Source organism: Pantoea nemavictus, assembly GCF_037479095.1.
Lineage (GTDB): Bacteria > Pseudomonadota > Gammaproteobacteria > Enterobacterales > Enterobacteriaceae > Pantoea > Pantoea nemavictus.
Window position 1 is genome coordinate 978144 of the sequence record NZ_JBBGZW010000001.1, and the last position, 21404, is coordinate 999547.

21 protein-coding genes are annotated in these 21404 nt (G+C 55.6%); 16 read left to right on the forward strand and 5 right to left on the reverse strand.

The annotated features are described in order from the left end of the window. Positions 1–57: 57 nt before the first annotated feature. The 6 genes from WH298_RS04525 to speG are packed head-to-tail and all read left to right on the forward strand — an operon-like array spanning position 58 to position 5582. Positions 58–1626, forward strand: coding sequence for an ABC transporter substrate-binding protein (locus WH298_RS04525; RefSeq protein ID WP_049853015.1), 1569 nt, complete (start codon positions 58–60; stop codon positions 1624–1626). Beyond that, positions 1626–2678, forward strand: a complete 1053-nt coding sequence (locus WH298_RS04530) for an ABC transporter permease (RefSeq protein ID WP_007886439.1) — start codon at positions 1626–1628, stop codon at positions 2676–2678. The genes WH298_RS04525 and WH298_RS04530 overlap by 1 nt, the downstream gene beginning before the upstream one ends. Then, a complete protein-coding gene (locus WH298_RS04535; protein ID WP_007886437.1) occupies positions 2675–3532 on the forward strand; it encodes an ABC transporter permease in 858 nt (285 codons plus the stop codon). The genes WH298_RS04530 and WH298_RS04535 overlap by 4 nt, the downstream gene beginning before the upstream one ends. Further along, positions 3522–4355, forward strand: a complete 834-nt coding sequence (locus tag WH298_RS04540; RefSeq protein ID WP_049853016.1) for an ABC transporter ATP-binding protein — start codon at positions 3522–3524, stop codon at positions 4353–4355. Before WH298_RS04535 ends, WH298_RS04540 begins: the two co-directional genes overlap by 11 nt. Beyond that, complete coding sequence (locus tag WH298_RS04545) at positions 4348–5040, forward strand: ABC transporter ATP-binding protein (protein WP_007886433.1); 693 nt, start codon at positions 4348–4350, stop codon at positions 5038–5040. Before WH298_RS04540 ends, WH298_RS04545 begins: the two co-directional genes overlap by 8 nt. After that, a complete protein-coding gene (gene speG / locus WH298_RS04550) occupies positions 5037–5582 on the forward strand; it encodes a spermidine N1-acetyltransferase (protein ID WP_180822312.1) in 546 nt (181 codons plus the stop codon). The genes WH298_RS04545 and speG overlap by 4 nt, the downstream gene beginning before the upstream one ends. A gap of 83 nt (positions 5583–5665) precedes the next feature. Here speG and WH298_RS04555 read toward each other — a convergent pair whose 3' ends face one another. The 4 genes from WH298_RS04555 to WH298_RS04570 all read right to left on the reverse strand — a co-directional run bounded on the left by WH298_RS04555 (position 5666) and on the right by WH298_RS04570 (position 8981). After that, entirely contained in the window at positions 5666–6085 is a 420-nt protein-coding gene (locus WH298_RS04555; protein WP_049853018.1) for a peptidase associated/transthyretin-like domain-containing protein, read from the reverse strand. An 84-nt stretch (positions 6086–6169) separates the two neighbouring features. Further along, positions 6170–7105 (reverse strand): homocysteine S-methyltransferase, encoded by a 936-nt coding sequence (gene mmuM, locus WH298_RS04560; protein ID WP_180822313.1) that lies wholly within the window; start codon positions 7103–7105, stop codon positions 6170–6172. Beyond that, positions 7095–8510 (reverse strand): S-methylmethionine permease, encoded by a 1416-nt coding sequence (gene mmuP, locus WH298_RS04565; RefSeq protein WP_180822314.1) that lies wholly within the window; start codon positions 8508–8510, stop codon positions 7095–7097. Before mmuP ends, mmuM begins: the two co-directional genes overlap by 11 nt. A 132-nt stretch (positions 8511–8642) precedes the next feature. Next, on the reverse strand, positions 8643–8981 hold the full coding sequence (locus tag WH298_RS04570; RefSeq protein ID WP_007886422.1) for a DUF2002 family protein: 339 nt from the start codon (positions 8979–8981) through the stop codon (positions 8643–8645). 150 nt (positions 8982–9131) lie between these two features. Between WH298_RS04570 and WH298_RS04575 the strand changes: the two genes are divergently transcribed. Next, positions 9132–9452 carry a DUF883 family protein gene (locus tag WH298_RS04575; protein ID WP_180822315.1) on the forward strand — a complete coding sequence of 107 codons (321 nt, stop codon included), beginning with the start codon at positions 9132–9134 and terminating at the stop codon, positions 9450–9452. A 198-nt stretch (positions 9453–9650) separates the two neighbouring features. Here the strand turns inward: WH298_RS04575 and WH298_RS04580 are convergent, their stop codons facing one another. Further along, positions 9651–10814 carry an IS481 family transposase gene (locus tag WH298_RS04580; protein ID WP_422616021.1) on the reverse strand — a complete coding sequence of 388 codons (1164 nt, stop codon included), beginning with the start codon at positions 10812–10814 and terminating at the stop codon, positions 9651–9653. A gap of 387 nt (positions 10815–11201) precedes the next feature. On the opposite strand from WH298_RS04580, the gene nrdH reads away from it, so the two are divergent. The 9 genes from nrdH (at position 11202) to emrA (ending at position 21403) form a co-directional block, all read left to right on the forward strand. Next, positions 11202–11444: a glutaredoxin-like protein NrdH gene (gene nrdH, locus WH298_RS04585; RefSeq protein WP_007886413.1), complete on the forward strand. Its 243-nt coding sequence runs from the start codon at positions 11202–11204 to the stop codon at positions 11442–11444. Positions 11445–11447: 3 nt separating this feature from the next. After that, positions 11448–11852, forward strand: coding sequence for a class Ib ribonucleoside-diphosphate reductase assembly flavoprotein NrdI (gene nrdI / locus WH298_RS04590; protein ID WP_007886412.1), 405 nt, complete (start codon positions 11448–11450; stop codon positions 11850–11852). Beyond that, positions 11831–13969 (forward strand): class 1b ribonucleoside-diphosphate reductase subunit alpha, encoded by a 2139-nt coding sequence (nrdE, locus tag WH298_RS04595; RefSeq protein WP_180822317.1) that lies wholly within the window; start codon positions 11831–11833, stop codon positions 13967–13969. The genes nrdI and nrdE overlap by 22 nt, the downstream gene beginning before the upstream one ends. 8 nt (positions 13970–13977) lie before the next feature. Then, positions 13978–14937 carry a class 1b ribonucleoside-diphosphate reductase subunit beta gene (gene nrdF / locus WH298_RS04600; protein WP_180822318.1) on the forward strand — a complete coding sequence of 320 codons (960 nt, stop codon included), beginning with the start codon at positions 13978–13980 and terminating at the stop codon, positions 14935–14937. A 459-nt stretch (positions 14938–15396) separates the two neighbouring features. Then, positions 15397–16587 carry a glycine betaine/L-proline ABC transporter ATP-binding protein ProV gene (proV, locus tag WH298_RS04605; protein ID WP_007886409.1) on the forward strand — a complete coding sequence of 397 codons (1191 nt, stop codon included), beginning with the start codon at positions 15397–15399 and terminating at the stop codon, positions 16585–16587. Positions 16588–16589: 2 nt separating this feature from the next. Next, a complete protein-coding gene (proW, locus tag WH298_RS04610) occupies positions 16590–17774 on the forward strand; it encodes a glycine betaine/L-proline ABC transporter permease ProW (RefSeq protein WP_007886399.1) in 1185 nt (394 codons plus the stop codon). A 63-nt stretch (positions 17775–17837) separates the two neighbouring features. Beyond that, positions 17838–18833 carry a glycine betaine/L-proline ABC transporter substrate-binding protein ProX gene (gene proX, locus WH298_RS04615; RefSeq protein ID WP_008101636.1) on the forward strand — a complete coding sequence of 332 codons (996 nt, stop codon included), beginning with the start codon at positions 17838–17840 and terminating at the stop codon, positions 18831–18833. A 718-nt stretch (positions 18834–19551) separates the two neighbouring features. Next, positions 19552–20082: a transcriptional repressor MprA gene (gene mprA / locus WH298_RS04620; protein WP_007886395.1), complete on the forward strand. Its 531-nt coding sequence runs from the start codon at positions 19552–19554 to the stop codon at positions 20080–20082. Between the two features lie 148 nt (positions 20083–20230). Next, positions 20231–21403 (forward strand): multidrug efflux MFS transporter periplasmic adaptor subunit EmrA, encoded by a 1173-nt coding sequence (emrA, locus tag WH298_RS04625; protein ID WP_007886393.1) that lies wholly within the window; start codon positions 20231–20233, stop codon positions 21401–21403. Position 21404: the final 1 nt, after the last annotated feature.

Genomic DNA, 21404 nt, shown 5'->3' on the forward strand with positions numbered 1-21404 from the left:
TTCTTCACTGCTGCGCTCTCGTAAACTCGCGTTACTTTTTTTAGGCAAGGAAACAACATGAAAAAAATTATTCCCTCACTGCTGGTGCTATCGCTGGCAGCCGCCTTCTCTGTTCAGGCAGCGACGCCGAAAGATACCTTGGTTATTGCCCAGTCAACGGATGATGCCGACAGCTTCGATCCCGCGCAGGGCTTTGAGCTCACCACGGTGCAAGCATTCACTAACATTTATCAGCGCCTGGTCCAGTCTGATCCTACCAACCCTACCGATTTGAAACCCACGCTGGCCACCTCATGGAAAGCCGGTGACGATAATCGCAGCCTGACCTTTGAACTGCGTAAAGGCGCACAGTTCGCCAGCGGCAATCCGCTGCGTCCGGAAGATGTGATCTTCTCGCTCGGTCGCGTGGTTAAACTGAATCTCGATCCCTCCTTTATTCTTACGCAGCTCGGTTGGAATAAAGACAATGTTGATACCTTCCTGAAAAAGGTCGATGACAACCATGTGCAGATCAGCTGGAGCGCCAACGTCAGCCCGGCTTATGTTCTGAGCCTGCTGTCTGCGCCGGTATCCTCAATTGTGGATGAGAAAACCGCGCAGGCGAATGCCAAAAACGGCGACTTTGGCCACGCCTGGCTTGGCACCCACTCGGCCGGCAGCGGACCGTACCAGATTCGCAAAGTGGTGCTGCATGAAGCGATTCTGCTCTCGGCCAACCCGACTTCCCCGGCGGGCGCACCGAAGCTGAAAAACATCCTGATCAAAAACGTACCGGAACCGGCTGCGCGTCGTCTGCTGCTGGAACAGGGTGATGTAGACATCGCGCGTAACCTCGGCGCGGATCAGATCGCCTCGCTGAAAGGGAAAGCCGGCGTGAAGACCGAAGCGATCCCCATGGCATCGCTCTACTACATCCAGTTCAACATGGGTGAAAATCCGGTGCTGAAGAATCCGGCGCTGTGGGAAGCGGCTCGTTACCTGTTCGACTATAAAGGTATCGCTAACGACCTGCTGAAAGGCCAGTTCGACGTGCATCAAACCTTCCTGCCGAAAGGTTTCCTCGGTGCCATCAACGACACGCCGTACAGTTACGATCCTGAAAAAGCCAAAGCGATTCTCAAGAAAGCCGGCCTGACCAACGTCAGCTTTACGCTTTCCACCAGCAACCAACCGCCGTATCTCGATATCGCCCAGGCGCTGCAGGGCAGCTTCGCCAAAGGTGGCGTGAAAGTGGAAGTGCAGCCGGGCCTGAGCTCTGAAGTTTCCACCCGCGTGAAGGCGCACAAATACGAAGCCACCCTGAACGCCTGGGGCGCAGACTATTTCGATCCCAACACCAACGCCGCGTCCTTCGCGTACAACCCGGAAGATGGCAGTAAAACCGTGGCTTACCGTTCTGACTGGCACATTCCAGAGCTGAACAAGCAAACGCTGGCGGCCACCGCCGAGAGTGATACGAACAAGCGCGTTGAGCTGTATCAGGCGATGCAGCGTGAAGTGCTGAAGAACTCACCGTACGTGATTGGCTTGCAGGCAAAAAACCTGATTGCGCTGCGCGACAATCTGCAAGGCTATGTGCAAGGCATCAATCCGGACATGGTGTATTACTCGCAGGTTTCTAAGTAATGGCAGTGTCAGCTTCACAGGCCGGGTTCGCCCGGCCGCTCTGGCAACGCGTTAGCCACCTCGTCACTAGCCTGCTGTCGCTGCTGGTGACGTTGATCGGTTTGTTAGCGTTCACTTTTATGCTGTCGCACCTGTCGCCGGTCGATCCGGTGCAGCAGATCGCTGGCGATCACGCCAGTGAAGCCACCTATGCGCAGGTGCGCCACGATCTCGGTCTCGATCAGCCGGTGCTGGTGCAGTTCTGGCGCTACATCAGCCATCTGGCACGCGGTGATTTGGGCTTGTCACACCTGACCAATCAGCCGGTCAGCGCCGACCTGATGCGCACCTTCCCTGCCACCCTTGAGCTGGCAACCTGTGCAATGATTTTTGCCGCGGTGTTCGGCATTGCCTTAGCGCTGCTGGCGGCGTGGAAGCCAGGCAGCATCATCGATAACGTCGCACGTTTTGTTTCGCTACTCGGTTACTCAGTGCCGGTGTTCTGGCTCGGTTTGCTGGGTTTGCTGCTGTTTTACGCCGTGCTGCACTGGTCGGCCGGTCCGGGCCAGCTTGACGACATCTGGATCTACACGCTGGAGCCGAAAACCGGCTTTGTGCTGATTGATAGCTGGATGTCCGGCGATCCTGAGATGTTCCGCAATGCGATTGCCCATCTGTGGCTGCCGGTGGTGATTCTTGGTCTGCTGGCGATGGCGGGCATTACGCGCCTGCTGCGTGCCGCGCTGCTGGAAGAGAGCAACAAAGAGTATGTGGTACTGGCACGCGCCAAGGGCGCAAGCCGTGGCCGCATCCTGCTGCGCCATATTTTCCCTAACGTGCTGGGCACGCTGATTACCGTTATCGCCCTCTCCTACGCCACGCTGCTGGAAGGTTCGGTATTGACTGAAACGGTATTTGCCTGGCCGGGCGTCGGTCGCTACATGACTAACGCACTGTTTTCCTCTGATGTACCGGCGATTCTCGGCTCAACTCTGCTGATTGGCAGCTGCTTCATTCTGCTCAATGCGCTGGCCGATGCCCTGACCTGGTTAACCGATCCGAGAACCCGATGACTCAACAACTCTCTGAACTGGAAACGCTGCGCCCGCGTCGCCGTCGCGCCCGCATGACTTCCCTCACCATTGGCTTGACGCTGGTGCTGATTGTGGTGGCGATGGCGCTGTTCGCGCCCTTGCTGGCGCCGTTTGATCCCAATGCGCAGATCATCTCCCAGCGTTTACAAGCGCCGTCGGCACTGCACTGGTTCGGCACCGATGGCTTTGGCCGCGATTTGCTGTCGCGCGTCATCTACGGCGCACGACCGACGCTGCTGCTGGTATCGCTGATTCTGGTGCTGACCATTCCGGTTGGCCTGTTGGTCGGTATCACCGCCGGTTACGTCGGCGGCTGGACCGAGCGCGTATTAATGCGCATCACCGATATCTTCCTGTCGCTGCCGAATCTGGTGATCGCGCTGGCGCTGGTCGCCATGCTCGGTCCGGGTTTGATGAATGGCGCGCTGGCGCTGGCGCTCACCAGCTGGCCGCCGTTTGCACGCCAGGCGCGTGCAGAAACGCTGGCGCTGCGCCGCAGTGATTATCTTGCTGCCGCGCGGATGCAGGGCATCACCGGCTTGCGCCTGATGTTTGGCCATATTCTGCCGCTGTGTATGCCAACGGCGGTGGTGCGCGCCGCGCTGAGCCTCGGCGGCATTATTCTGTCTGCCGCCGGATTGGGCTTCCTCGGCATGGGCGTGCAACCGCCTACCGCTGAATGGGGGTCGATGGTGGCCGAAGGCAGTAAAGTCATTTTCGACCAATGGTGGGTTGCCGCCGCGCCCGGTGGTGCCATTCTGTTCGCCAGCCTGGCGTTTAACCTGACAGGCGATGGCCTGCGTGACCGACTGGATACTCGCCATGCCAAATGATCTGTTAATTGACGTACAGGGCCTGACGATCCGTAGCGATGATGCGCTGCTGGTCGATAACATCGGCTTTCAAATTGGCCGTGAGCGTGTGGCGCTGGTGGGGGAATCCGGTTCCGGTAAATCGCTAACGGCCCGCACGCTAATGGGCTTGCTATCGCCTTCGCTGCAGCTGCAGGCCGACCGTTTGCAGATTGTCGGCACCGATGCATTGAGCCTACGCGAGCGCGACTGGATCCAGCTGCGCGGCAGTAAAGTGGCGATGGTGATGCAGGATCCGAAATACGCGCTCAATCCCACGCGCACCATTGGCTGGCAGGTGGAAGAGCCGCTGGTGCTGCACCACAAACTGAGCCGTGCCGAGCGCCAGGAGAAAGTGTGCGAGATGCTCGATGCGGTCGGCTTGCCCGATCCGCGTCAGCTGATGAAGCGCTACCCGCATCAACTCTCTGGCGGCATGGGACAACGCGTGATGCTGGCGATCGCCCTGATTACCGATCCCGAATTGCTGATCGCCGATGAACCGACGTCGGCACTTGATCATGCCATGCGCGATCAGGTGTTGGCGCTCATTCGTCGTCTGGTAGAACAGCGCAACATGGGTTTGCTGCTGATCAGCCACGATCTGCAACAGGTTGCCGAACACTGCGAGCGCGTGATGGTGATGTATCAAGGCCGCGTGCTGGATACCTTGCCGGCCGCCGAGCTGGCTAATGCCAGCCATCCCTATACCAGCACCTTGTGGGCCTGTCGTCCGAGCAAAGCCACCCACGGTGAACGTTTACCGGTACTCGATCGCGCCGCGCTGGAGAGAAATTATGATTGAGTTATCCAACCTGAGCGTGTCGCATAAGCAAGGGTACGAGTTGCGTACCGTGGTGCACGACGTGTCGCTAAAGGTCGCGGCCGGTGAATGCTTTGGTCTGGTGGGCCCATCCGGCTGCGGCAAGTCGTCGCTGCTGTGGGTGCTGGCCGGGTTAAACCCACACTGGAGCGGCGCCATGTCGCTGGCAGGCAGCGCAGTGCAACCCGGCAAAGCTTTCACCGGCCAGCTGCGCCGTGACGTGCAAATGGTGTTTCAGGATCCTTATGCCTCGCTGCATCCGCGTCATCGTCTGCGTCGCACGCTGGCGGAACCACTGAAAATGCTGAAGCGTGATAGTATCGACGACCGGATTAATGCCGGTTTCCGCCATGTCGGGCTGGATCCGGCGCTGGCGGATCGTTATCCGCATCAACTTTCGGGCGGCCAGCGTCAGCGCGTAGCCATTGTGCGCGCGCTGCTGCTGGAACCGAAGATCCTGCTGCTGGATGAGCCGACCTCGGCGCTGGACATGTCGGTACAGGCCGAGATCCTCAACCTGCTCAACGATCTCAAGCAAAAAGATGGTTTAACCATGGTGCTGGTCAGTCACGATCCCGACGTGATCGATCACATGTGCGATCGCGCGGCGCGCATGGCGCAGGGCCGCATCGTGGAGCAACACTCAACAACAAGGAACACCGTATGACGGTTAAGTTACGTCCGCTGGAGCGCGAAGATTTGCGCTTTGTGCACCAATTAGATAACAACGCCAGCGTGATGCGTTACTGGTTTGAAGAGCCGTACGAAGCGTTTGTCGAGCTTTCAGACCTGTATGACAAGCATATTCACGACCAAACCGAGCGTCGCTTTGTCGTGGAGCACGACGGCCACAAAGCCGGCCTGGTGGAGTTGGTCGAGATTAATCACGTGCATCGCCGTGCTGAATTTCAGATCATCATCGATCCTTCACATCAGGGCAAAGGTTTAGCCACCAAAGCGGCGAAGTTAGCGATGGATTACGGCTTTTCGGTGCTGAATCTCTACAAACTCTATCTGATTGTCGATCAGGAGAATAAGAAGGCGATTCATATTTACACCAAGCTGGGTTTTGAGGTGGAAGGCGTACTGAAGCACGAATTTTTCATCAACGGCGAATACCGCAACACCATCCGCATGTGCATTTTCCAGCAGCAATATCTGGCGCAGCATAAGCCCGCCACTACGATGGTGAAGCCTACCGCGCAGTAATGACGATTTGGTCGCCATGAATGGCGACCTTACGTTAATGTAGCCGGGTTTTCGTAGGATGCGCATTCATGCGCACCTGTATATCAACCGCGCGCACCCACCACGTTCAGCTTCGGCTGCGGATGTTCAGGCTTCAGATCGTACATGCCGCCATAGAAGGGATCGACCAGCAGCCAGCCGGGGAAGCCCAACAGCGGGATATTGCCGATCAAATACCACAGATTGGCATTGGCCTCGATCGGCAACGTCACCGGCACGTAGCCCGGGCTCTCCAGCATCACCTGATAGTGCTTCTTACCAAAATAGTTACCGGTGGATTTTGCCAGCTCGACGGTTTGTGGCGTATAACCCTGCGCTACCGCGCGGCCGTTCTCATCCTGCACGGTGAAACGTGCGCCTTGCGGCACGGAGTCGATTTTTACCGGTTGCGTTTCAGTGCCGACAATGGTGGCACAGCCGCTCAGCAGCAGCGCACAGGCAGGAAAAAGGAGTCGCAGGTTCATAGCAGGTCCGCTTCAGCATCAGAAAGGAGAGTTTACCTCGCCCTTCTGTGCTTAATCGCGCTATCACTGATGGTTTTCTGCGCTTTATTGCGGTTGACAACAGGCGGCAATCGCCGCGATATCCTGCGGCGTGGTGCGGCAGCAGCCGCCAATCAGACGCGCGCCGGCCAGCTGCCATTCGTGGAACTTGTCGTGCAGCGTGCAACCCGACGGTGCCGAGTGCCAGGTTTTGCTGCTGGCATCATATTGCTCACCGGAGTTGGGATAGACCAGCAGCGGCTTATCGCTCTGCGCCTGCAAGCTGCGCAGGGCCGGCGTTACGCTCTCTAGCGCTACGCAGTTGATGCCAATCGCTACCACCTGCGGCGCGCCATTCACCAGCTCGGCCACTTGGCTCAGCGGCGTTCCGTCGCTGATGTGCTCAGCATCGCGCAAAGTAAAGGAGAACCACGCGCTGCTGTCCGGGAACTCGGCCAATAAGCTTATCAGCGCCTGCGCTTCGGCAAACGACGGCAGCGTTTCACATGCCAGCAGATCAACTCCCGCCTGCAGCAATGCCGTCACGCGCGGACGATGGAACGCTTTCATCTCCTCTTCTGGCAGCGCGTAATCACCGCGATACTCGGCGCCATTGGCCAGAAACGCACCATATGGCCCGACAGAACCGGCCACCAACAGCGGTGCTGTGCTGGCAGATGATGCGCGATAATCGTCGCGCGCACGCTGCGCCAACTGCACGCTCTGTTTGATCAGTGCCAGCGCCTGCGCATCATCTAATCCGCGCGCGGCAAACCCCTGCGGCGTGGCCTGATAGCTGGCGGTGATTGCCACATGTGCGCCTGCGGCAAAGTAGTCGTGATGCACCTGATAAATCAGCTCTGGATTTTCCATCAGCACTTTGGCCGACCACAGCGCATCAGCCAGATTGCAGCCGCGCGCCTCCAGTTCAGTCGCCAATGCACCATCCAGAATCAGCGTGTCAGTGTGGGTTAGTGCCTGCGCGATGGGATTACGCGACATCGTTGGCCTCCTCAGCCTTGTGAGATGATTTACGTCGTTGGGTGACATGGTAGGCGGCATAGCAGAACAGCACAAATGGAATGCCGCACCACAGCGCAATGCGCTGCGACGGATCGAACGCTAAACCGATGCATGCCAACAGGCACAGCAGGAAGCCGAGAATCGGCGTTAGCGGGTAAAGCGGTGCGCGATATGCCAGCTGTTGCAAAGTACCGCCCGCCTGCAGATGACGACGGCGGAACACATAATGTGAGGCGCAAATGCTCAGCCACACTGCCACTACGGCAAAGCCGGAGATCGCCGACAGCGCGACAAACACCGTATCCGGTGCAATGACGCTGGAGAACAGCGCCAGCAGCCCGCCAATCATACTGACCGTTAGCGCCAGCACCGGAATGCCACGCCGGTTCACGCGCGCAAAACAGCGCGGCAAGGTGTTCTCATTGGCTAGCGACCACAACATACGACCTGAAGCATACAGGCCCGAGTTGGCGGCCGAAAGAATCGCCGTGAGGATCACGAAGTTGAAAATATCCGCTGCATACGGAATGCCGATCTTTTCAAACACCAGCACAAACGGACTTTTGAAGATCCCCGCCTGATCCATCGGGATCAACGCCGCCAGCACGAATACCGTGCCGATAAAGAAGATGATCAAACGCGCGACCGTCGTGCGGATCGCCAGCGGCAGCGCTTTTTGTGGCTGTTCGGTTTCACCGGCGGCGATACCGATCAATTCCGTGCCCGAGAAGGCGAAGTTTACCGCCACCATGGTCATCAGAATCGGCAAAGTGCCGTGCGGCAGCCAGCCCGAAGCGGTGAGATTGTGCAAGCCGGGCGCGGCGCTGCCATCTTTCATCGGGATAAAACCGAAGATGGCACCGGCCCCGAGAATGATAAAAGCGATGATGGTGATCACTTTAATGATGGAGAACCAAAACTCGCCTTCGGCAAAGAAGCGCGTCGAGACAATATTCAGCAGATAAATGGCGATGCAGAACACCAGACACCATAGCCACACCGGCACGCTCGGGAACCAGTACTGCATACAAAAGCCGGCGGCAGTCAGGCTGGATCCCAGCGCAACCGTCCAGGTGAGCCAGTAGAGCCAGGCGACGGTATAACCGGTTGCCGGGCTGAGATAGCGTGCGGCATAGACATGAAACGCGCCGGTTTCCGGCATCGCTACAGCCAGCTCGCCGAGGCACACCATCACCAGCCATACCACCAGCGCGCCAATCAGATAAGCCAGCAAGGTGCCAGCCGCGCCGGTAGTTGAGATGATGTAGCCGGTGTTGAAGAACAAGCCGGTACCAATCACACCGCCGAGCGACAGCATCACCAGATGCCGTACTTTCATGGTGCGCTTAAAATTTTCCTGCGGGGGCGAATCCTGAGTTTGCATCATTTTTATCCGTATGGACGTCTGAACATCTATATGGACACAGGGTTATACGCGTCGGCGTGGCGATTTGCAACGTGGTAGAAGGTAAGGATTTGGGTAAGGTGTGCGGCCCCGCAACCACGGGGCGCAGCATCAGGCGCCGAAAACGCCCTGCAGATAACGCTCAAGCGCCACGCGCGAGCTGAAGCCGTGCGGAATGCCGTAATGCTCCTGCGAATCGCCCATTAAGTAGAGCGGGAATTGCGTGTAGTGATCGCAGGTTTTCATTTCCGACGCCGGTTCAGCAAAGCCGTGGCTTTTCTCTTTCAGCGTAGGGTGAATAATCAACGCAGTACGTCCCATGCGCGCTTCGCGATTAACGTAGACATAGTTTTCGCCGCGGCGATAACCGTAAATTTTTGGCGTCTGGGTATCCATTTCGAAGCCCGCTTTCTCTAGTACGCGTGCTACCTCATCGGGTCGTAAATACATGCTTGCTCCTCTCTTCTCACAGCCCCGCAACCTTACAACAGCAGGATGGCATGGGCATTCGGAATTTTCCCTAAAGCCTGGCACATCCCTGCGTTTAATCACGCTTCGTCTACACTGAGTATTACGTTTTAAATCAAAGGGAGCTAAAAAATGTTTAATCGAAGCGCAAAAAACGATGACATTGATATCAATCAGGATGTAAACGAACTGGCCGATTCGCTAGAGGCGTTACTTAAATCTTATGGCAGTGAAGCCAAAGACGAGGTTGATAGTGCACGCAGCCAGGCGCAGGCGCTGCTGAAACAGACGCGTGCCAAACTGAGCGGCGGTCAGAGTCGCGTGTCACAAGCGGCACGTGATGCGGGTACTCAGGTTGATGCTTATGTGCATGACAAACCGTGGCACGGCGTTGGTGTTGGTGCTGCAGTAGGTCTGGTGCTCGGCGCGCTGTTGGTGTCTTCTCGCCGATAAGCGTGTCATTGCATGCAAACAGCCTCGCCTTGTGCGGGGCTTTTTTGTGGGTGCGATCTGTGCGCGCTTTCCCTCATCCCAACCTTCTCCCGCAAGCGGGAGAAGGAGCCGATCGCGCTCCGTAAAAAAACTATTGAGTACCACCTAATTATCCCCTCGCCCGCTTGTGTACGGTCCGGGGACATGGTAAACGGGTGTTCAGGGACATGGTGAACACTTTTTAACATTCTTACCCATGGTGATCGACTTATTCTTCAGGTCGATCACCCCCACCTTTGTGCTGTACCACCACACTTCGTAGTAACCGTCTTCCCGCGTCTCCTTCAGCCCAACCCGCTCTCCCCTGAACGCCTTGCCTGCCTTCAGGCTGACGCCTTTTACGCTCAGCTTCCCGCTGATATCCACCTTCCTGACCATCACGCCCTCGTCGTATTCCGGTGACGTTACGCGGGCGCTGTACTGCCGCGATGATGGCTGATAGCGCGACGCCGGCACCGCCATATCCAGCGCCTCATGCGGGCGTTCAAGGTTGTAGACTGCCCGCCAGTGGTCGAAGGCGCGCTGCAGCTCTCCGCTATCCGCGAACCACTTTCCCTGCAACACTTCCGCCTTCAGACTGCGGTGAAAGCGCTCCAGCTTGCCCTGCGTCTGCGGATGGTAAGGCCGGGAGTGGCCCACCCGGATACCCTGCCGCATCAGCCACAGCTCCACTGCCGTCCAGGTCCCGGTCGTGTTGCCCCACGGTGAGCCGTTATCCATCGTCATCCGGTCCGGCAGGCCGTAGCGCTCAAAGACGCTGACCAGCTGCTCCTGTACCGTCTCGCGCCGTTCGTCAGCGCAGTGCACAAGGCACAGCGAGAACCGGGAATGGTCGTCCAGCAGGGTAAGCGGATGGCAGCGGCCGCCGCCAAAGGGAAAGTGGCCCTTAAAATCCATCTGCCAGAGCTGGTTCGGGGCCGCGTGTTCAAAGCGCCCCGTGACCGGGATACCCGGAGCCAGTCCCGGCAGCAGGCCGTGGCGGGCCATCCGGTTATGGACGGTGCTGAAGGCGGGCATGCGGTGTCCGCGTTCTTCGAGCCAGCGCTTAATCTTGCGTGCTCCCCAGCGCTGATGAAGCTCATGCGCCATACGCAGCAGGTCAGTGATGTCGTCGGGCGACCTGCCGGGGGAATGACGGGGCGTGCGTGAGCGGTCCTGAAGACCGGACGGCCCTTCCTCAGCCCAGCGGCGAAGCCACTTATAGGCGGTGGCGGGAGAAATGCCGTAGCGGCGGCACAGCTCGCGGATGTTCGCCCCGTCTTGCGAGGCGAGCAGAACAAACTCAGTACGTAATGACATGGTATCTCTCGCATCCCAGGGCATAAGCGACTCCATAAACGGGTTCTTATGCCTTAGTTGTAAGTGTCTACCATGTCCCCGAACAAGTGTTCACGATCTCCCCGGACTGAACACTTGCGGGAGAGGGTTAGGGTGAGGGCCAAACCGAACAAAATTCAACCAAAACTTTTCCCTCAATCCCTTTACAAAAAATTTTTCCGGCCTGGAAGGCGCATGATCTCTGGCCTTAGCAATTATCCGACGTTCAAAATCACAAAACCCTATATCTGGTGGGCTTGACCACCAGAAGCACTACATCTAGTATTCAACCCATCAACCAGCTACCAAATGTCGTCACGGACGAAGTTCGATGCAAACAGGATTTTGCTTCGTATCTCGCAATCTGACCGCAATCAAAGGGAAATACGAATCATGCGCATTATTATTTACACCAAAGACAACTGTGTCCAGTGCAATGCGACAAAAAATGCCATGGACCGCAAAGGTATCGACTACCAGCTGATTAACCTGGATAGCCAACCTGAAGCCATCGACAACCTCAAATCCCTTGGCTATCGCCAGGTGCCGGTGGTGATGACGCAAGACGATCACTGGAGTGGTTTCCGCCCCGACAAAATCGCCGGCCTGCGCCAGCTCGCAGCGGTCGGGGGATAAGCCATGTTTCCACTGGTCTATTTCTCTAGCCAGTCGGAAAACACGCACCGATTCATCACTCGTCTTGGGCTGCCTGCCCGCCGCATTCCGGTTGACGGCACGCAGCGCCTGCATATCGAACAACCCTACATTTTAGTGGTGCCGAGCTACGGCGGCGGCAGTTCGCGCGGTGCGGTGCCGAGACAAGTGATTCAATTCCTCAATGATGATGCCAACCGACGCGGGATTCGCGGGGTGATTGCTGCCGGTAACCGCAACTTCGGTGAAGGCTATTGCCTGGCGGGCGACATCATTGCGCAGAAATGTCAGGTTCCCTATCTCTACCGCTTTGAGCTAATGGGAACCCCCGACGATATCGCTAATGTAAAAGCGGGAGTGACCCAATTTTGGCAACGACAGACACCCTGAACAGCACGCAGCTGGACTATCACGCGCTGAACGCAATGCTGAACCTGTACGACGCCGATGGCCGTATTCAGTTCAGCAAAGATCACGAAGCTACGCGCCAGTTCTTCCTGCAACATGTGCAGCCCAACACCGTGCAGTTTGCCTCTGCGGGCGAGCGCCTGCGCTATCTGGTGGCCGAAGGCTACTACGAAGCCGATGTGCTGAATCAGTACCCATTCGATTTCCTGTGTCAGCTGCATGACGACGCCGACGCTGCAGGTTTTCGTTTTCACACCTTCCTGGGTGCGTGGAAGTTTTACACCAGCTACACGCTGAAAACCTTCGATGGCAAACGCTATCTGGAAACCTTCGAACAGCGCGCCTGCATGGTGGCGCTGACGTTGGCACGCGGCAATGAAAGCTTAGCGCGTGAGTTGCTGGCAGAGATGCTTAGCGGCCGCTTCCAGCCCGCTACGCCAACCTTCCTCAACTGCGGTAAGCAGCAGCGCGGCGAGCTGGTCTCCTGCTTCCTGCTGCGCATCGAAGACAATATGGAATCGATTGGTCGCGCGGTGAACTCAGCGTTACAGCTGTCAAAACGCGGTGGCGGCGTGGCGTTCCTGCTCTCCAACCTGCGTGAATCGGGTGCGCCGATTAAGCGCATTGAGAACCAATCGTCCGGTGTGATTCCGGTTATGAAGATGCTGGAAGATGCGTTTTCCTACGCTAATCAACTTGGTGCGCGTCAGGGCGCGGGCGCGGTGTGGCTGAATGCGCATCACCCGGATATTTTCCGCTTCCTCGATACCAAACGCGAAAATGCCGACGAGAAAATCCGCATTAAAACGCTATCGCTTGGCGTGGTGATCCCGGATATCACCTTCCAGCTGGCGAAAGAGAATCGCGATATGGCGCTGTTCTCGCCCTACGATGTCGAGCGCATCTACGGCAAAGCGTTTGGTGATATCAGCATTAGCGAGCATTACGACGAGATGCTGGCGGACGATCGCATCACTAAAACCTACATCAAGCCACGCGACTTCTTCCAGACGCTGGCGGAGATTCAGTTTGAATCGGGCTATCCGTACATCATGTTCGAGGATAGCGTTAACCGCAGCAACCCGATTGCCGGCCGCATCAACATGAGCAACCTGTGCTCCGAGATTTTGCAGGTCAACAGTGCCAGCGAGTTCTATGACGATCTCAGCTATCGCCGCGTCGGCAAAGACATCTCCTGCAACCTCGGCTCACTCAACATTGCGCATGCCATGGATTCACGCAATCTGGCGCAGACCGTGGAAACCGCGGTGCGCGCGCTGACCGCCGTCTCGGAGATGAGTGAAATTAACTCGGTGCCATCGGTGGCGGAAGGTAATCGTCGTTCGCACGCTATCGGCCTCGGTCAAATGAATCTGCACGGCTATCTGGCGCGCGAAGGCATGGCGTACGGTTCAGAAGAAGCACTGGACTTCACCAATCTCTACTTCTACTGCGTCACCTACTACGCTGTGCGCACCTCGAATCTGCTGGCGCAGGAGCATCAGACAAGTTTCGACGGTTTCGCCGAGTCACAATACGCCAATGGCAAATATTTCGATAAGTATGTCGAGCAAGCCTGGCAGCCACGCACCGCGCGTGTAGCACAACTGTTTGCCGATGCCGGGATTGCCCTGCCGTCGCAGGCCGACTGGCAAGCGCTGCGCGAAGCGGTAATGCAGCATGGGTTATACAACCAGAACCTGCAGGCGATTCCGCCAACCGGTTCGATCTCGTACATCAACCACGCCACTTCAAGCATTCACCCGATCGTGTCGCGTATTGAGATTCGTAAAGAGGGCAAAACCGGCCGCGTCTATTATCCGGCGCCGTTTATGACCAACGACAATCTCGACCTCTATCAGGATGCGTACTCGATTGGTCCGGAAGCAATTATTGATACCTACGCCGAAGCCACGCAGCACGTCGATCAAGGCCTGTCATTGACGCTGTTCTTCCGCGACGACGTTACTACGCGCGATATTAACAAAGCGCAGATTTACGCGTGGAAGAAAGGCATCAAAACGCTCTATTACATTCGTCTGCGCCAGATGGCGCTGCAAGGCACCGAGGTACAGGGCTGCGTCTCCTGCTCACTGTGATGAAAACTATGCAACTAAAACAAATTCAAGCGATTAACTGGAACCGCATTCAGGATGAGAAAGACCTCGAAGTGTGGAACCGTCTGACCAGCAACTTCTGGCTGCCGGAAAAAGTGCCGCTCTCCAACGATCTGCCTGCCTGGCAGTCGCTGGACCACCAGCAGCAGCAGCTGACGATTCGGGTATTTACCGGCTTGACGCTGCTCGACACCATCCAGAACGTGATCGGCGCCCCGGGCCTGATGGAAGATGCCATTACGCCACACGAAGAGGCGGTGCTATCGAACATCTCCTTTATGGAAGCGGTGCATGCGCGCTCGTACAGTTCGATTTTCTCCACGCTGTGTAATACCGCGGATGTCGATGCGGCCTATCGCTGGAGCGAAGAGAACGAAGCACTGCAAAACAAGGCGAAGATTGTGCTGGAGCACTATCGCGCCGAGGATCCGCTGAAGAAAAAAATCGCCAGCGTGTTCCTTGAATCGTTCCTGTTCTACTCCGGTTTCTGGCTACCGATGTATTGGTCGAGCCGGGGCAAGCTGACCAACACCGCCGACCTGATTCGTCTGATCATTCGTGACGAAGCAGTGCACGGCTATTACATCGGCTACAAGTACCAAAAAGCGCTGGAAAAGGTCGATGCAGGCCGCCGCGAAGAGCTGCAGCAGTTCGCGATTGATTTACTGCTGGCGCTGTACGAAAACGAAGTGGTGTATACCGAAGCCTTGTACGGCGAAGTGGGCTGGGCGGAAGAGGTAAAAACCTTCCTGCACTACAACGCCAACAAAGCGCTGATGAACCTCGGCTACGAAGCGCTGTTCCCGGCGGAGCTGACCTCGGTGAATCCGGCGATTTTGTCCGCGCTATCGCCCAACGCCGATGAAAACCACGACTTCTTCTCAGGTTCCGGCTCTTCCTATGTCATGGGGAAGGCTGTTGAAACCGAAGACGAAGACTGGAACTTTTAATACGCGTCATACTTCGCACCACAGCTGCGTTGACTGCGCCCACTCTTCCCAGTCACATAGTGAACTATGCTCCTGGGTCGAGCGGGCTTGTCGCCTTGCTGCAGCACGAATTATTTAGCGTATTAATCCGGTGATGATTATTTTTTAAACCAATTTTATTTCCGCTCATTTTAGTCATTTATTTCACTTATATTTCTTCATTTCGAATTGATTTTCGGCCACTTTGTACCAGAAACAGACCGAAACACGCCTAAATTCAATTATCAAACGCAAAAAATTAATCCACGCGCATCCCTTGTGAGCACTGGAGATTTTAGCTATTCGTGCAGGCGCGCATCGGCGAATATCGCCATTCAGGGTTGTCAGATAATTTCACTATGCTAGGGTATAGGGCGCTTAAATTTAATCAGGACCACAACAAGAAATAGTTAAACATTTAACCGGGAAATTAATTACTGCATGGCAATTAAACTCGAAGTAAAGAATTTATATAAAGTATTTGGGGATAATCCCGAAAAGGCATTTAAGCTGATTGATAAAGGCGAAAGCAAAGAGAGTATTCTGGCGAAAACCGGTCTCTCTGTCGGCGTCAAAAATGCCAGTCTGGCCATTGAAGAAGGCGAGATCTTCGTCATCATGGGGCTTTCAGGTTCAGGTAAGTCCACCATGGTTCGCCTTCTCAATCGTCTGATCGAGCCCACCCGCGGCCAGGTAATCATAGACGGTGTCGATATTGCTAAAATATCGGATTCAGAACTGCGTGACGTCCGCAGAAATAAGATCAGCATGGTATTTCAATCCTTCGCGTTAATGCCGCATATGACGGTACTAAATAATGCCGCCTTTGGCATGGAATTAGCCAACGTGCCGTTGCAGGAGCGCCAGGAAAAAGCGCTGGAAGCGCTGCGTCAGGTTGGCCTGGATAATTATGCCCACTCCTATCCGGATGAACTTTCTGGCGGTATGCGTCAGCGCGTTGGATTAGCCCGCGCGTTGGCTATTAATCCCGATATTTTACTGATGGATGAAGCCTTCTCAGCACTCGATCCGCTGATTCGTACTGAAATGCAGGATGAGTTGGTAAAACTGCAGGCTAAGCATCAGCGTACCATCGTATTTATTTCTCATGACCTCGATGAAGCGATGCGCATTGGCGATCGCATTGCCATTATGCAAGGCGGCGAAGTCGTACAGGTCGGCACGCCGGATGAAATCCTTAATAATCCCGCCAACGATTATGTACGCACCTTCTTCCGTGGCGTCGATATCAGCCATGTATTTAGCGCCAAAGATATTGCCCGTCGCAGTGCGGGCTCCCTGATTCGCAAAGCCGCCGGTTTTGGTCCGCGATCGGCCATCAAGCTGTTGCAGGATGAAGATCGTGAATATGGCTATGTGCTGGAGAAACAGAAATTTGTCGGCGTGGTGTCCACCGATTCGCTGAAAGCTGCGCTGGCAGCCGGTGAAGGGCTGGATAGCGCGCTGCTGGAGACGCCGTTAGCGGTTCCTGCCGATACCTCGCTGAACGATCTGCTCTCCCATGTGGCACAAGCGCCCTGCGCCGTGCCGGTGGTCAGTGAAGAGAATCAGTACGTCGGTATCATTTCGAAAAGCATGCTGTTGCGCGCTTTAGATCGTGAAGGAGCCTAATCATGAGTGAACAAACATCTAATCCGTGGGAAAGTGCCAGCCAAACTACCCAGCAACCGGCCACCTCCGATACCAGTGCCGCCGCCAGCAGCAGCGATCCCTGGGCAAGCGGCAGTGCTGCACCGGCTGATAGCGGTTCGGCTAGCGGCTCGGCCGATGCGTGGGGCGATCCCTCCGCGGCCAGCAGCGGTGGCCATGATGCCGCCAGCAATGCCGCCAGCAGCAGTGACTGGCTCAGCAGCGCACCCGCTCCCGCACCTGAGCATTTCAACATCATGGACCCGTTCCATAAAACCTGGATTCCGCTCGACAGCTGGGTGACCGAAGGCATCGATTGGGTGGTGAGCCATTTCCGTCCGGTATTCCAGGGCATTCGTGTGCCGGTGGATTACATCCTCAGCGCCTTTCAGCAGTTACTGCTCGGCATGCCTGCGCCGGTGGCAATTGTGGTGTTTGCGCTGATTGCCTGGCAAATTGCCAGTCCAGCGATGGGGATTGCTACGCTGATCTCATTGATTGCGATTGGCGCGATTGGTGCCTGGTCGCAGGCGATGGTGACGCTGGCATTGGTGCTTACCGCCCTGTTCTTCTGCATTGTGATCGGCTTGCCGCTCGGCATCTGGCTGGCGCGCAGCGAACGTGCCGCACGCATTATCCGTCCGCTGTTGGATGCGATGCAGACCACACCGGCCTTCGTTTATCTGGTGCCGATCGTGATGCTGTTTGGTATTGGCAACGTACCGGGCGTAGTGGTGACCATCATCTTTGCGCTGCCGCCGATTGTGCGTTTGACCATTCTCGGCATCAAGCAGGTGCCTGCTGATCTGATCGAAGCAAGTGAATCCTTCGGTGCCAGCCCGCGTCAGATGCTGTTTAAAGTGCAGCTGCCGTTGGCAATGCCGACCATCATGGCCGGCGTAAACCAGACGCTGATGCTGGCACTGTCGATGGTGGTGATCGCTTCAATGATTGCCGTTGGTGGCCTCGGCCAGATGGTACTGCGCGGTATTGGTCGCCTCGATATGGGGCTCGCCACCGTGGGCGGCGTAGGCATTGTCATCCTCGCCATCATCCTCGATCGCCTGACGCAGTCGATGGGCCGCGACAGCCGCAGCCGTGGCAGCCGCCACTGGTACAGCACGGGCCCGCTGGGTCTACTGCTCCGCCCTTTCAGTAAAAAAGCCTGATTTTAATGAGCGGTCCGCTGGGGCCGCTCGTCTCCGACGTAACACGTAAAATAAGGAATGACTATGCGCAAGACAGCTCTAATTGCTGCCGTCCTGACGACGTTCGCCGCGACGCACGTGTCCGCCGCCGACCTGCCCGGTAAAGGCATCACCGTTAAACCGACTCAGAGCACCATTTCTGAAGAGACCTTCCAGACGCTGCTGGTGAGCCGCGCGCTGGAGAAACTCGGCTATACCGTCGAGAAGCCAAGCGAGATTGATTACAACGTGGCGTACACCACCATCGCTGCTGGCGATGCCACTTTTATTGCCACCAACTGGAAACCGCTGCACGACGACATGTATAAAGCAGCGGGCGGCGATGCGAAATTTTATCGCCAGGGCACCTACGTCGGTGGCGCCGCACAGGGTTATCTCATTGATAAGAAAACCGCTGAGCAATATCACATCACCAATATCGAGCAGTTGAAAGATCCGAAGATCGCCAAACTGTTTGATACCAATGGCGATGGTAAAGCCGATTTGACCGGCTGTACGCCAGGCTGGGGCTGTGAAGCGGTGATTAACCATCAGATTGATGCTTATAAGCTGAGCAACACCGTAGAGCATAATCAGGGCAACTACTCGGCGATGATCGCCGATACCATCACACGCTTTAAGCAGGGCAAACCGGTGTTCTATTACACCTGGACGCCTTATTGGGTGAGCGACGTGCTGAAGCCGGGTAAAGATGTGGTGTGGCTGCAGGTGCCGTTCTCTTCTCTGCCAGGCGAGCAGAGCAAAGTTGATACCAAGCTGGCAAATGGCGCCAACTACGGCTTCCCGGTGAACACCATGCATATCGTGGCGAACAAAGCCTGGACCGAGAAGAACCCGGCCGCGGCGAAGCTGTTTGCTGAGATGAAGCTGCCCATTGGTGATATCAACGCCGAAAACGCGGCGATGCATGCCGGTCATGCTTCTGAAGCCGACATCAATGGACACGTCGACGGCTGGATTAAAGGTCATCAGGCGGAATTTGATAAATGGATTCAGGACGCATTAGCGGCAGCTAAGTAACCGCATTACATTAGCGTTAGTATTGTAGCGGCGCGATTTATCGCGCCGTTTTTCATCCTACCCATGGCACCCTGGCCACAAGCGCATGAGATTGCACCGCTACAGCAGGTTCCTGACTCGCCCTTTCCTTCCCTTGAATAACCTCTCGATAAGCGAAGCGTGCGCTATAGCGTACTGGTACGTCCTGTTAATTAACACACCAATGAAATAATTTTTTGGGTTATTATTACCCTCAAATGATTATCTCTCTCATCCTCACGCTCTGAATGCTTCCCGTTTGGCGATCGAATTCCATCATTATGGCTGGTATTCCTATGGCGCGAGCGTTGTTAAGATAATGTTAATCAAAGCATTGATTTACTTAGGCAAGATGCGCTGTAAAAGTGTTTAGAAATCGTAAAGGTCAGGCCAAACTGGTGAGCAATACTGTTCATTGATGATTGGCTTTGTTATGGTTAGCAGCGCAGTTATTCACCAGAGTTATTTTTTCTCGCGAAATTATTTATCTGTAAAAAGGTTTCCCGGGATGAATTGATGGCATCGGCCGCGCAGGTTTTCAGGCGGAATGTCAGGGCGAAATGCCCAGGGTTAAGGAACAACCTGGAATGTCAGATGTTGACAATGTGATCGTGCGAACAATCACCTGCGGAAAATATGACTACGCTTTATCTGTCACCATCATTACTATACCAGTTGCAACTAAGAGGTTTTTTTAAAAATGGAAAGTTCGTTTACTCCCATTGAACAGATGCTAAACATCCGTGCTAACCGCCATAAAGATTTTCCGCTGCAGGAGATCATTCTGACCCGCCTGTGCATGCACATGCAGGGAAAACTGCTGGATAATCGCAACAAAATGTTGAAGGCGCAGGGAATTAACGAGACCTTATTCATGGCGCTGATCACCCTTGATGCCCAGGAAAATCAGAGCATCCAGCCATCAGAATTGAGTTCTGCATTGGGCTCCTCACGCACTAACGCAACGCGTATCGCCGATGAGCTGGAGAAGCGCGGCTGGATTGAACGCCGTGAAAGCGAGAACGATCGCCGCTGCCTGCATCTGCACCTGACTGAAAAAGGCAACGAATTCTTGCGCCAGCTGCTGCCACCACAGCATCAGAGCCTGCAATATTTGTGGTCTTCGCTCTCCACTAATGAGCAGGATCAGCTGGAAACCATCACCCGTAAGTTACTTAACCGTCTCGATAAAATGGACGAAGATCAGGTTATCGCCTCTCTGTCACGTTAATAGCAAGAAGTGCGACACAATCACCTTCCGAAATCGCTATTTTAATCCCCTTTTATCCGGCCAGCGCTTAAGCGCTGGCTTTTTCGACTCGGGCAACCGTGTTGATGGATCAACACATCCCGACTAAATGGAAAACGTGGAGAACAACATGAGTGCGACAGCGGAAGCTCAAAGCCCGCAACAGCCAGCAAATAAAAAGAAGAAGCGCAAAGGTGTGCTGATCCTGCTGGCTATCGTGTTTGTCATTATTGGTGTTTCGTATCTGGCTTACTGGTATTTGGTGCTGCGCCACTTCCAGGAAACCGATGATGCGTATGTGGCGGGTAACCAGGTGCAGGTGATGGCACAGGTTTCTGGCAGCGTAAATAAAGTTTGGTTTGATAATACTGACAGGGTCAAAAAAGGTGACGTGTTGGTTTCGCTTGATAAAACCGATGCGCAGCAGGCGTTTGAAAAAGCGCAGACCGCATTGGCCACCAGCGTGCGTCAAACCCACCAGCTGATGATCAATGGTAAGCAGTATCAAGCCACGATCAAGCTGCAGCAAACCGCGCTGGATCAGGCTGAAGCTGACCTGAAACGCCGCGAGCCGCTGGGTGCCTCAAACCTGATTGGCCGCGAAGAGCTGCAACACTCGCGTGATGCCGTCGCCACCGCGAAAGCACAGTTGGATGTCGCCGTTCAGCAATACAATGCTAATCAGGCGATGATTCTCAACACCTCGCTGGAAAATCAGCCTGCGGTACAACAGAGCGCAGCTGAACTACGTGATGCCTGGCTGGCGCTACAGCGCACCGACATCCGTAGCCCGATTGATGGCTTTATTTCACGTCGTAGCGTTCAGGTGGGGTCACAAATTTCCACCACCACACCGCTGCTGGCGGTGGTTCCGGCCACCAACCTTTGGATTGATGCCAACTTCAAAGAGACTCAGCTTTCTGGCGTACGTATCGGTCAATCCGCCACGGTGGTAAGTGATATTTACGGGGATGACGTGGAGTATCACGGCAAAGTGGTTGGACTGGATATGGGTACAGGTAGCGCCTTCTCGCTGCTGCCAGCACAGAACGCCACCGGTAACTGGATCAAAGTAGTGCAGCGTCTGCCAGTGCGTATCGAACTGGATCCGAAACAGGTTGCCGAGCATCCGCTGCGTATCGGCCTCTCCACGCTGGTGAAAGTTGATACGCAGAACAAAGAGGGGGCAACGCTGGCGAGTGTGGTGCGTCCGCAGGCCGCCTACGAAAGTAATGCGTTGGCAATCGACCTTGCGCCGGTTAACCAGCTGATTACTGACATCGTTCGTGCCAACGCTGACTAAC